Here is an 11,535-nt window from a genome sequence, read left to right on the forward strand (position 1 = left end):
CTTTCCCTTATCTGCGGTAACAATCCTGATTTCCCCGCGAAGACCAGGGCGAGCCGGCGATCGTTCGGGCGGCTCGATCACGATCTTCAAGAGGAGAGAACGATGGCTTTCCGCAACGCGATCGACGGGGTGAGGACCGGGCCGGTGACCAAGTTTCCGGACCCCGATCCGGATGTGGTCGACCGGGCCAAGAAATGGGGAGAGATCCTGAAGAATCTGCATGACAGCGCGCCGGAGCCCTCCAAGGTCGTCGGCGAGGAGCTGGAGCCGAACCCGGTTCCGCACGAGCAGATCAAGCCCCTGCCATAAAGGAGCGGAGCGCTGGCCGAGGTGCAAGGCCTCGGCCGCATGGATGTAATCCTATCGCCGCTCCAGCCCCAGCCGCTTCAGCTCGGCCTCGCGCCGCGGCGCGTCGGAGGCGAGGAAGAACTCGTCCAGCTGCGGCGGCGCCACCCGGGTGCTGGACAGCATGGCATGGGCCTGGCCGCGGTGGTGGATCTGGTGCTGGAACAGGTGCGACAGGATGGCCGTGACCGTCTCGCGATAGGCGACGCCGTCGCGGCGGTCGATCGGCACCACGCGGTCGAGCCCGGCGCCGTCGAGCCCGTCGCAGAACTGGACCAGGTCGCGGTCCGTCCGGGCCTGGGCCGCGGCCAGATCGACCGCGTCGGGATAGGGGATCGGGTCGATCGGATATGTCCGGCCGGCCCCCTTGAGATCGGCCAAATACGCGCGGTCGACGATCAGGATGTGGTTCAGCGTCCGCCGCAGCGATGGGAAGAAGCCGGTGCGCGGCGCCGCGAACTCCTCCGGCGTCAGCCTGAGGCACGCGGCATGCAGCCGGGCATTGGCCCAGGCGTTGTTGCGGGCCATCTGGCGGAAGTGATCGGCCAGAGACGTCGCCATGCGGTCCTCCCTGTTCATTTTTTCGGTCCGGCCGAAGCCTCTCGACCAAGTCAAGTGGCCTAGTCTGCCGGAGTATGAGAGAATATTGGAATGTCCTGGCGCTTCTTCCAATCGTCGCGATTGCGCTCCGCGGCGCGTTGCTATGCCCGCGAGGTCTGGCCGCGGCTGCAGCAGGATTACGGCACCAGCGAATGCTATACAGCCGATCAGATCCGTGCCGCGGCCCGCCGGGTCGGCCTGCCCGATCGATACCTGCCGATCGGCTATGCTGTCTTCCTGCCGGAAGCGGCATTCGCGGAGTTGGCGGGCTCTGATGCGATCGGAGATCGCGACTCGCTGCGGACCCGGTTCTGGGATCATGCCGATGTCGGCATCGACTCCGAGGGCTCCGACGGCATCGTCTACCCCATTCCGCGCTATCTGGGCGGCGACCTGCTCCGCTGACGGTCTCTGAAAGAATCCGGCCGCGAAAACGTCGCAGCCCGCCCCCATGGCGCGCTTTCGGCCGATGTCCTAGCCTTTGCATCCGGCAGCAACGCAGCGGGCCGGAGCGGCATGATCGAGCGGGAACCCTACAGCTGGCGGCAGGATCCGGCCGTGCCGGCCTTCCCCGATGACCGGCCGGTGATCGTGTTCGACGGCCATTGCGTGCTGTGCTCCGGCTGGGCCCGGTTCATCCTGAAGCACGACACGGCGAAGCGGTTCCGGCTGCTGCCCGCACAATCCCGAACCGGCCGGGCGCTCTATGTCCATCTCGGGCTCGACCCGGAGGATTACGAGACCAACATCCTGCTGGCCGACGGCGTCGCCTGGCTGAAATCGGAGAGCGTGATCCGGACCGCGCTCGGCCTCGGCTTCCCGTGGTCGCTGGCGGCGGCGCTGCTGGTCCTGCCCTTCGGCTGGCGCGAGCGGCTTTACGGCCTTCTGGCCCGCAACCGCTTCCGCCTGTTCGGCCGCCGCGACAGCTGCATGCTGCCGGGGCCGGGACAGGAGGACCGCTTCCTGACATGACCGACGGCCGCCTCCGTATCCTGATCCTGGGCGGTTACGGCACTTTCGGCGGCCGGCTGGCCAAGCTGCTGGCCCACGAGCCCCGGCTGACCCTGCTGATCGCCGGCCGGTCGCAGGCCAAGGCGGAGGCGTTCTGCCGGGCGCTGGGCGGCGCGGCCGAGGCGGTGCCGCGGGCCTTCGACCGCGACGCCGACGTCGCCGCCCGGATCGCCGCCGCCGGGGCCGAGATCGTGGTCGACGCCACCGGCCCGTTCCAGGCCTATGGCGAGGCGCCCTATCGGGTGGTCGAGGCCTGCATCGCCGCCGGCGCCGACTATCTCGACCTGGCCGACGGCGCCGATTTCGTGGCTGGGATCGACCGCTTCGACGCTGCCGCCAGAGCCCGCGGCGTTGCCGTGCTGTCCGGAGTCAGCAGCTTCCCGGTGCTGACCGCGGCGGTGGTCCGGCACCTCGCCCGCGGCCTGGACCACGTGGACAACATCGAAGGCGGCATCGCTCCGTCACCCTACGCCGGGGTCGGGCTGAACGTGATCCGCGCCATCGCCTCCTATGCCGGGCAGGAGGTGCGGCTGACCCGCGACGGCGCCCCCGCCACGGGCCGGGCGCTGATCGAGACGCGGCGCTGGACCATCGCCCCGCCGGGACGGCTGCCGCTGCGCCGCACCCGCTTCTCCCTGGTCGACGTGCCCGATCTGCGGCTGCTGCCGGCGCTGTGGCCGGGGCTGCGCGAGATCTGGATCGGCGCCGGCCCGGTGCCCGTGACCTTGCATCGCGGCCTCAATGCCTTGGCCCGGCTGGTGCGGATCGGATGGATCCCGACGCTGCGGCCGCTGGCGCCGCTGTTCCACGCCGCCATCAACCGGCTGCGCTGGGGCGAGCATCGCGGCGGCATGATCGTCGTCGTCCGGGGACGCGATCCGGCCGGGCAGCCGGTGGAGCGGTCCTGGCACATGCTGGCCGAGGGCGATGACGGGCCGCTGATCCCGTCGATGGCCGCGGCCGCGATGATCCTGCGCCGGCTGCTGGGCCTGCGCCCCGCGCCCGGAGCCCGGGCGGCCACCGAGGAACTGGAGCTGGCGGACTACCAGCCGCTCTTTGCCGGGCGGGCGATCGTCAGCGGCTGCCGCGAGGCGACGGCCGGGACGGCCCGGCAGCCGCTGTACCGCCGCATGCTGGGTGAGGCCTTCGCAGCGCTGCCGGAGCCGGTGCGGGCGATGCACGACCTGTCCGGCGACAAGCGGGCCGCGGGCCGCGCCGAGGTCGAGCGCGGGACCGGCCTGCCGGCCCGGCTGGTGGCGGCGCTGATCGGCTTTCCGGCGGCCGGGCAGGACGTGCCGGTCGAGGTGACCTTCCGCGTCCGGGACGGGGTCGAGACCTGGCGGCGCCGCTTCGCCGGCCGATCCTTCTCCAGCACCCAGCAGGCGGGGCGCGGCCGCTCCGAAGGGCTGCTGGAGGAGCGCTTCGGCCCGGTGCGGGTCGGGCTGGCGCTGGTGCTGGAGGCCGACCGGCTGCGCCTGGTGGTGCGGCGCTGGAGCCTGCTGGGCCTGCCGATGCCGCTGGCCCTGGCCCCCGGCGGCGAGGCCTGGGAGACCGCGGCGGAAGGGCGGTTCCGCTTCCATGTCGAGATCCGCCACCCCTGGGCCGGGCTGATCGTCCGCTATCGCGGCTGGCTGGCGCCGGAAGGCTGACGCGCCAGCCGCAAGACTGCGTCGAAGACCGGATTGCCGTGGCGGCCGATATCCTCCACCACGTTGAAATGGTGCCGGCCCGGCACCGCGATCGGCGTGCGGGCGAGGTTCGGCCAGGCCGTCGCCATCAGCGCCGACTGGCGGTGGAACTCCGCCGTCTCGTCGCCGCCGACCAGGAGCTCCAGCGGCGCGCCCGGCGCCGGCTCTGGCGTCTCGTGCAGGCTCCAGCCCGAAGCCTGCTCCGGTGTCAGGCGGATCAGCTCGTTCATGCTGGTGCGCAGCAGCGGCCGCAGGTCGAACACGCCCGAGATCGACAGGCCGCCGGCGAAGGGCGCGACCGGCAGGCCGCGCACCGCCCAGTCGGTCGCCAGCATCGAAGCCGTGAGGTAGCCGCCGGCGGAATGGCCGCCGACGATCAGGCAGCGCCGCTCGGCCTCGCCCAGCAGGGTGGTCCAGGCGAAGGCGATGGCGCGGCGGCAGCTGTCGGCGATGCCGGCGATCGTGGTCTGCGGGCACAGCGGATAGTTCAGCACCAGGGTGGTGAAGCCGGCCGGCACCAGCGCCGCAGCCGCCCAGGACACCTCGTCCTTGGACGAGGCGCGCCAATAGCCGCCATGGATGAACACCACGGCGCCGCGCGGCCGGTCGGCGCGGAACAGGTCCAGCGTCTCGCGCGGATCCCCGCCATAGGCGACGCCGGCCCGGTGCGGCAGCCGCGCCCTGGCGGCCGCGGCGGTCTCGAGCCAGCGGCCGAAGGTGGCGGCCATGTCCGGCACCGTGACCCGCGGGTTGTACTCCCGCTCGCACCAGTCCGGGTCGTCGTAGCGGAGGGCAGCCATCCCCGTCACTCCGGCAGCACGGCGGTGGCCTCGATCTCGACCAGGGCCTCCCGTTCCACCAGCTCGACCACCCGCATCACCGCCATGGCCGGGTAATGCGCGCCCATCACCTCGCGATAGGCGCGGCCGAGCGGCTTCAGGCTGGCGCGATACGCCTCCATGTCGGTGACGTACCAGGTCAGCCGGGCGATGTGCTGCGGCCCCGCCCCGGCCTCGGCCAGCACCGCCAGGATGTTGCGCAGCGCCTGGGCGATCTGGCCGACCATGCCGTCGGCGAAGCGGCCCTCAGCGTCCCAGCCGATCTGGCCGCCGACGAAGACCACCCGGCCGCGTCCCATCATGCCGTTGGCATAGCCCTTCGGCGCCGGCCAGCCTTCCGGCTGCAGCGTCACCAAGCCGCTGGCGGCGCCCCCCCGGGCCTGATCGATCATGGTCACGTCGCGCATCTCCGCTGATAGGAATCCACCGCGTCCCGGATGTCCGCCGGGATCGGGATCGACGCCGCCTCGTTGATATCCGTGGTCACCAGCACCAGCCGCCCGGCCAGCACCGGCTCACCCTCACGATGGCCGTAGAAGACCAGGCCGATCGAGCTGCGGCCGACCCGCTCGACCAGCAGGGTCAGGCCCAGCACGTCGCCCAGCCGCGCCGGCTTCACGTAGTCGCATTCGGCCCGGACATAGCCCAGCCCGACCCGGCGGCGCTGGATGATGTCGGCATAATCGAGGCCCAGTTCGGCCTCGAACCACGCCTCCACCGCGCCCTGCATCATGGTGAAGTAGCGGGCGAAGAAGACGATGCCGGCAGTGTCGCAATGCTCGAACCGGATGGGCTGCCGGGCGGTGAAGGCCGCGGCCGGCAGGTTGGCGGCGGCCAGCGGGGTGCGACGGGTGTCGTTCATGAGGCCTTCGCAGCGACTTCGGTGGCCATGCGGCGCAGCTGGAAGCGCTGCAGCTTGCCGGTCTCGGTGCGCGGCAGCCTCTCCAGGAACTCGACCGCCCGGGGGTATTTGTAGGGGGCGATCTCGGCCTTCACATGATCCTGCAGCGCCTTGCGGGTCGCGGCGTCGGCCGCGTGGCCCGGCTTCAGCACGACATAGGCCTTCACGATCTGGCCGCGGTCCGGGTCGGGCGCGCCGATGACGCCGCATTCCTGCACCGCGGGGTGGGTCAGGAGCGCGTTCTCCACCTCCGGCCCGGCGATGTTGTAGCCGGAGGAGACGATCATGTCGTCCGACCGTGCCTGGTACCAGAAGTAACCGTCGGCATCGCGGCAATAGGTGTCGCCGGTCAGGTTCCAGCCGTCCTGGACATAGGCGCGCTGGCGGTCGTCGGCGAGGTAGCGGCAGCCGGTCGGGCCGCGCACAGCGAGCCGCCCGGCTTGCCCCGCCGGCACCTCGTTGAAACCGTCGTCGACGATCTTCGCCTCGTAGCCCGGCACCACCGTTCCGGTCGATCCCGGCCGCACCGCGCCGGGGCGGGAGGCGATGAAGATGTGCAGCATCTCGGTGGCGCCGATGCCTTCGGTGATCTCGATGCCGGTGGCGTCGCGCCAGGCCTCGAAGGTGGCGGCGGGCAGCGCTTCGCCGGCCGAGACGCAGCGGCGCAGGCTGGTCAGGTCGCGCCCCGGCCGCTGGGCCAGCATGGCGCGGTAGGCGGTGGGGGCGGTGAAGCAGATGGTCGGACGGAAGCGCTCGATGCCGTCCAGCAGTTCCGGCGGCGACGCGCGCTCCAGCAGCACGGTCGAGGCGCCGGCCCGCATCGGGAACAGCACCAGCCCGCCGAGCCCGAAGGTGAAGGCCAGAGGCGGGCTGCCGATGAAGCGGTCGTCCTCGTTCGGCTGTAGCACCTGGCCGGAATAGGCGTCGCAGATCGCCAGCAGGTCGCGGTGGTTGTGCATCGTGCCCTTCGGCACCCCGGTGGTGCCGGAGGTGAAGCCGATCAGGCAGATATCCTCCGCCGCCGTGTCGATCGGCGCGAACCCGGCCGGCATCGTGTCCATGCGGGCTTCGAGATCGGCCGGAGTGCCGCCGCCGAAGGTCAGGATGTGCCCGAGCACCGGGGCCTGAGCCCGCGCCGCCTCCAGATCCGGCAGCAGCCGGGCATCGCAGATGGCGATGCGAACCCGGGCCTTCTCGATCATGAAGGCCAGCTCCTTGGCGCGCAGCAGCGGCATGGTGGCGACCACCACCGCCCCGGCCTTCAGCGCCGCCAGATAGCTGGCCACCATCATCGGGTTGTTGGCCGAGCGCAGCAGCACCCGGTCGCCCGGCACCAGCCCGACATCCCGCACCAGCACCCGGGCGATCCGGTCCACCCGGTCGAGCAGCTCGGCATAGCTCCATTCGACGCCCGGCGCGATCAGGCAGGGCCGGCCGCCATGCCCTTCGGCGACGTGGCGGTCCAGCAGCTCGGCGACGCAGTTCAGCCGCGCCGGGTATTGCAGCGCCGGCAGGGTGAAGCGGAACTCCGGCCACTGGTCCCGCGGCGGAAGGTTGTCGCGGGCGAAGCTGTCGACATGCGCGCTCTTCGTCTCCATCTCGCCTCTCCGGTTTCTTCTGCCGTCATTCGGTTTCCGCCAGCAGCTGGCGGGCGATGACGATCTTCTGGACCTCGGTGGCGCCCTCGTAGATGCGCAGGGCGCGGATCTCGCGATACAGTTCCTCGACCTTGACGCCGCGGGTGACGCCGAGGCCGCCGAACAGCTGCACCGCCCGGTCGATCACGCGCTGCGCCGCCTCGGTCGCGAACATCTTGGCCATCGCCGCCTCGCGCGTGACCCGCGCGGCGCCGCGGTCCTTGGCCCAGGCGGCGCGATAGATCAGCAGGGCGCTGGCGTCGATCTCGGTCGCCATCTCGGCCAGCGCCACCTGGCTGAGCTGCAGGTCGCCCAGCACCCCGCCGAACATCTTGCGGCCGCGGGCGCGGCCCAGCGCCTCGTCCAGCGCCCGGCGGGCGAAGCCGAGCGCCGCGGCGCCGACGGTGGAGCGGAACACGTCCAGCGTCGCCATGGCGACCTTGAACCCCTCCCCCGCCGCGCCGATCCGGTCGGCCAGCTTCACGCGGCAGCCATCGAAGCGCAGCGTGGCCAGCGGGTGCGGCGCGATCACCTCGATCCGCTCCGCCACCGTCAGCCCGGGTGCGTCGGCCGGCACCAGGAAGGCGGACAGGCCGCGGGCGCCCGGCGCCTCGCCGGTGCGGGCGAAGACGACGTAGTGGTCGGCGATGCCGCCATTGGAGATGAAGGTCTTCTCGCCGTCGATCCGCACCGCGTCCGGCCCGTCCGAGACCGCCGTGGTGCCGGTGGCGGCGACGTCGGAGCCGGCCTCGGGCTCGGACAGAGCGAAGGCGGCGATGGCGCGGCCGTCGCGGACCGGCGGCAGGACCCGGTCCTTCAGCGCATCGCTGCCGAACAGGGTGACCGGGCCGGTGCCCAGCCCCTGCATGGCGAAGGCGAAATCGGCCAGCCCGTCATGCCGGGCCAGGGTCTCGCGGATCAGGCACAGGCTGCGGACGTCCAGCCGCTCCGACACGCCGCCATGGCTGGCCGGCACCGCATGGCGCAGCCAGCCGTCACGTCCCAGCGCCGCCACCAGCCGGCGGCAGGATCCGTCGACATCGCGGTGGTCGACCAGCCCGGGCAGCGTGGCGCCGGCCCAGGCGTCGAGCTCCGCCGCCAGGGCGCGGTGGCGGTCCTCGAAGAAGGGCCAGTCGAGGAAGCTGCGGTCGGGCATCAGTTCCCCTCGAACACCGGCTTCGCCTTGGCGGCGAAGGCCTCGTAGGCGCGGCGGAAGTCCCGGGTCTGCATGCACACCGCCTGGGCCTGGGCCTCGGCCTCGATCGCCTGGTCGACGCCCATGTCCCATTCCTGGTGCAGCATCCGCTTGGTGATGGCATGGGCGAAGGTCGGGCCGTCGGCCAGCGACCGGGCCAAAGCCATGGCCTCCTGCAGCAGCGCCTCGGGCTCGACCAGCCGGTTCAGGAAGCCCCAGCGCTCCGCCTCCGCCCCGTCCATGCTGCGGCCGGTGTACAGCAGCTCCGACGCCCTTCCCTGGCCGATGATGCGGGGCAGGATCGCGCAGGCGCCCATGTCGCAGCCGGCCAGGCCGACGCGGGTGAACAGGAAGGCGGTGCGGCTGCGCGCCGTGCCGAGGCGCAGATCCGACGCCATGGCCAGGATCGCCCCGGCCCCGGCGCAGACGCCGTCCACCGCCGCCACGATCGGCTGCGGGCAGGCGCGCATCGCCTTGACCAGCTCGCCGGTCATGCGGGTGAACTCGAGCAGCCCGGCCATGTCGCGGTCCAGCAGCGGCGCGATGATCTCGAACACGTCGCCGCCGGAGCAGAAATTGCCGCCCGCCCCGGTCACCACCACCGTCTTGATCTCGGTGTCGGCGGCGAGCGCCCGGAACAGCGCCACCAGCTCGGCATAGCTGTCGAAGGTCAGGGGGTTCTTCCGCTCCGGCCGGTTCAGGGTGATGGTGGCCACCTTGCCCTCGACCGACCACAGCACGTGCCGGGCCTGGTAGGCGGAGAGCGGCGGGGCGATGGGGATCTGGCTCATTCCGCCCTCACATCACTTCGCCGCCGGCGACCGGCAGCGCGATGCCGTTGACGCTCGCCGCCTCCGGCCCTGCCAGCCAGGCGACGGCGGCCGCCACCTCCTCCGGCCGGATCAGGCGGCCCTGCGGGTTGCCGCGGATCAGCTCGGCCCGGATCTCGTCCGGGCTGCGGCCGGTCTTGTCCTCGATCCGGGCGACGGCGCCCTGCACCAGATCGGTGTCGGTGTAGCCGGGACAGACGGCGTTGACGGTGACGCCCTTGGTCGCAAACTCGCGGGCCAACGCCCGGGTCAGCCCGATCACGCCATGCTTGGCGGCGCAATAGGCGGCGACATAGGGGAAGCCGGTCAGGCCGGCGATGCTGGCGATGCTGATCACCCGGCCCCAGCCGCGCTCGGCCATTCCCGGAAGCACCAGCCGCGTGGTTTCGTACACCGCGCCGAGGTTGAGGCCGATCATCCGGTCCCACAGCGCCCGGTCGGTGCGGGCGAAGGGCGCGCTTTCTGCCGCCCCGGCATTGTTGACCAGGATGTCGATGGGGCCGTGATCGGCGGCCAGCCGCGCGACGGCGGAGTCGAGCTGCTCCGGCTTCGTCACGTCGGCCACGGCATAGGCACCCGCCTTGCCGGCGGCGACGGCTGCGGCCAGGCGGGATTCGGTCCGGCCGATCACCGATACCGCCGCACCCCGCGCCACCAGCGCCGCCGCAACCGCGGCGCCGATGCCGCTGCCGCCGCCGGTGACCAGCGCATGCTTGCCCTGCAGTCCGCCCTGATCGGCCATCGCGTCCTCCATGGAGGATAGTTTAAGCTTGAAGCATCTTCGCGGCAAGGTCGTGCTCGGCTTGCCCCTCCACCCGCGCCTTGTGAACAGCCAGTCACAGTATTCGTTTAAAATCGAAATCAATATTTTCATCCACAAGAATCCATTGACTCTCTGAACGCCGGATGTAGAATTCATTCCGATTTCAGCAGATATGCTGGAGTCGATTTTCAGTATGAATATTATATTATGTATATCTGAAATTTTGCCAGATTTGGCAGACCACACCGCCTCCGGACATGACGCCCTCCAGCCTGGCCATTACGGCCGGCCGTTCGGCTTCATTCCGGCGGACCTGAACAGATCCGTGGCTTCGATCAAGACCATACGGTCTGGTCGATCGGATATTTGCACCTGACGCTCAATTTTATTTCACATCCTTCAATCACTCGATAACGGGACAAAGATCATGTCGAACACGAAGAATTTCGTCGACCTGCAGGCCGGCTTCTACAACGCCCTGTCGCAGGGTCTCGGCTATTCGCCCACCGACCCGTTTCAACTCATCCAGCCGTCGCCGCCGCTGACCGGCGGGCAGGAGGGCGACGAGCTGCTGTGGAACTACCTCAACGCCATCCCGCCGGCGTCGCTGACGCAGAACACCACGGTCTCCGGCGGCAACCAGTTCCTGGCCGATTACCAGGCGGTGATGTCGGCGCTGCAGGCAGCGCCGAACAACTTCCAGTCCACCATCGGCGATGCCTGCTTCAACGCCTATCAGAAGGCGCTGGCGGCCGGCGACGTGAAGCCCGGCCCGATGAACTTCCGCAACTGGGCCCTGTACAACGGCACCTGCTCGGGCGTCGCCGTTTCCGGCGCCTCCGCCCTCGCGGCGGCCATGCTGGACCCGATCTTCGCGGCCCAGATGAACGTCCTGCCCTACAAGCCGGCGGGCGCGGAATCGGTCACCTTCGCGCCCGGCTACCAGAAGATGCTGGCGCTGCTGCAGAAGGCGCCCAGCCGGTTCTTCAGCGTCTCGGCCGGCGACTGGAGCACCGACGTCTCCAAGACCTGGACCGGCGGCTCCGACAGCGGCTTCTTCGGCCTGTGGGGCGGCAGCAGCTCGGAATCGACGCTGAGCCAGAAGTTCGCCTCCAGCGCGGTGTCGCTGTCGGCCAGCTTCGCCCATGTGCTGCCGTTCAACGCCACGCCCGGCGACTGGTACAGCTCCTCGGCGCTCGGCCTCGCCTACAACAGCCCGAACGCGGCGCCCTGGAACCCGGCCAACCCGATCAACTGGGACAAGACCTTCGGGCCGCAGGGCAACATGCAGCGCTTCGCCGCGAACCTGCTGATCGTGGACCAGATGGAGGTCGTGGTCACCTCCTCGGCGTCCTACAGCACGCTCGAGCAGACCGAGATCCAGCAGAACTCGAGCAAGGGCCTGTGGCCGTTCTACACCGGCAGCGGCGGCAGCAGCTCGTCCACCAGCGTCTCCTTCGACAGCTCCGGCGAGATGCAGGTCAAGATCACGAGCCAGCCGAACGCCCCGATCATCATCGGCTGCAACGTGCTAGCCGCCTCCGTCTATCTCGGCCACGAGGCGGCGGCCGCGAAGGTGCTGGCCCGCACCTTCTATCCGGACCGCTGACGCACGGCATCGACCGGGGCGCCGCGGCGGCCGGCCCGGGCCGCCGGGGGGCGCCGGGTGTGCCGGCCGCGGCCGGGGGGCCCCCAGGGGGGGGGGTATAAAAAAAGTAGCGGGCCC

General features: G+C 70.6%; 13 protein-coding genes. 5 read left to right on the top strand and 8 right to left on the bottom strand.

The window, feature by feature from the left end; translation table 11 throughout:
• Positions 1–102 precede the first annotated feature (102 nt).
• Positions 103–309, top strand: coding sequence for a hypothetical protein (locus ACFW16_RS24985; protein WP_380310146.1), 207 nt, complete (start codon positions 103–105; stop codon positions 307–309).
• 51 nt (positions 310–360) lie between these two features.
• Here the strand turns inward: ACFW16_RS24985 and ACFW16_RS24990 are convergent, their stop codons facing one another.
• A complete protein-coding gene (locus ACFW16_RS24990) occupies positions 361–906 on the bottom strand; it encodes a DinB family protein (RefSeq protein ID WP_380310148.1) in 546 nt (181 codons plus the stop codon).
• 90 nt (positions 907–996) lie between these two features.
• On the opposite strand from ACFW16_RS24990, the gene ACFW16_RS24995 reads away from it, so the two are divergent.
• From ACFW16_RS24995 to ACFW16_RS25005, 3 genes are all read left to right on the top strand, one after another.
• Complete coding sequence (locus ACFW16_RS24995) at positions 997–1,350, top strand: hypothetical protein (protein WP_380310150.1); 354 nt, start codon at positions 997–999, stop codon at positions 1,348–1,350.
• Between the two features lie 111 nt (positions 1,351–1,461).
• Entirely contained in the window at positions 1,462–1,917 is a 456-nt protein-coding gene (locus ACFW16_RS25000) for a thiol-disulfide oxidoreductase DCC family protein (protein ID WP_380310152.1), read from the top strand.
• Positions 1,914–3,605 carry a DUF4166 domain-containing protein gene (locus tag ACFW16_RS25005; protein ID WP_380310154.1) on the top strand — a complete coding sequence of 564 codons (1,692 nt, stop codon included), beginning with the start codon at positions 1,914–1,916 and terminating at the stop codon, positions 3,603–3,605. Before ACFW16_RS25000 ends, ACFW16_RS25005 begins: the two co-directional genes overlap by 4 nt.
• Here the strand turns inward: ACFW16_RS25005 and ACFW16_RS25010 are convergent.
• Genes ACFW16_RS25010 through ACFW16_RS25040 form a run of 7 tightly spaced genes read right to left on the bottom strand, consistent with a single transcriptional unit; the run spans position 3,575 to position 9,788 of the window.
• Positions 3,575–4,444: an alpha/beta hydrolase gene (locus tag ACFW16_RS25010; RefSeq protein WP_380310156.1), complete on the bottom strand. Its 870-nt coding sequence runs from the start codon at positions 4,442–4,444 to the stop codon at positions 3,575–3,577. The genes ACFW16_RS25005 and ACFW16_RS25010 overlap by 31 nt on opposite strands.
• Before the next feature lie 5 nt (positions 4,445–4,449).
• Positions 4,450–4,875, bottom strand: coding sequence for a RidA family protein (locus tag ACFW16_RS25015; protein WP_380310171.1), 426 nt, complete (start codon positions 4,873–4,875; stop codon positions 4,450–4,452).
• Positions 4,876–4,877: 2 nt separating this feature from the next.
• Complete coding sequence (locus tag ACFW16_RS25020) at positions 4,878–5,345, bottom strand: acyl-CoA thioesterase (protein ID WP_380310159.1); 468 nt, start codon at positions 5,343–5,345, stop codon at positions 4,878–4,880.
• On the bottom strand, positions 5,342–6,982 hold the full coding sequence (locus tag ACFW16_RS25025; RefSeq protein ID WP_380310161.1) for a benzoate-CoA ligase family protein: 1,641 nt from the start codon (positions 6,980–6,982) through the stop codon (positions 5,342–5,344). The genes ACFW16_RS25020 and ACFW16_RS25025 overlap by 4 nt, the downstream gene beginning before the upstream one ends.
• Positions 6,983–7,007: 25 nt before the next feature.
• Positions 7,008–8,177, bottom strand: coding sequence for an acyl-CoA dehydrogenase family protein (locus tag ACFW16_RS25030; protein ID WP_380310163.1), 1,170 nt, complete (start codon positions 8,175–8,177; stop codon positions 7,008–7,010).
• Positions 8,177–9,007 carry an enoyl-CoA hydratase family protein gene (locus ACFW16_RS25035; protein ID WP_380310165.1) on the bottom strand — a complete coding sequence of 277 codons (831 nt, stop codon included), beginning with the start codon at positions 9,005–9,007 and terminating at the stop codon, positions 8,177–8,179. Before ACFW16_RS25035 ends, ACFW16_RS25030 begins: the two co-directional genes overlap by 1 nt.
• 7 nt (positions 9,008–9,014) lie before the next feature.
• Positions 9,015–9,788 (bottom strand): SDR family NAD(P)-dependent oxidoreductase, encoded by a 774-nt coding sequence (locus tag ACFW16_RS25040; RefSeq protein ID WP_380310167.1) that lies wholly within the window; start codon positions 9,786–9,788, stop codon positions 9,015–9,017.
• Positions 9,789–10,236: 448 nt separating this feature from the next.
• On the opposite strand from ACFW16_RS25040, the gene ACFW16_RS25045 reads away from it, so the two are divergent.
• Positions 10,237–11,418 (top strand): hypothetical protein, encoded by a 1,182-nt coding sequence (locus tag ACFW16_RS25045; protein WP_380310169.1) that lies wholly within the window; start codon positions 10,237–10,239, stop codon positions 11,416–11,418.
• Positions 11,419–11,535: the final 117 nt, after the last annotated feature.

The organism is Inquilinus sp. NPDC058860, from assembly GCF_042743185.1.
In the GTDB taxonomy this organism is placed as follows: Bacteria; Pseudomonadota; Alphaproteobacteria; order DSM-16000; family Inquilinaceae; genus Inquilinus.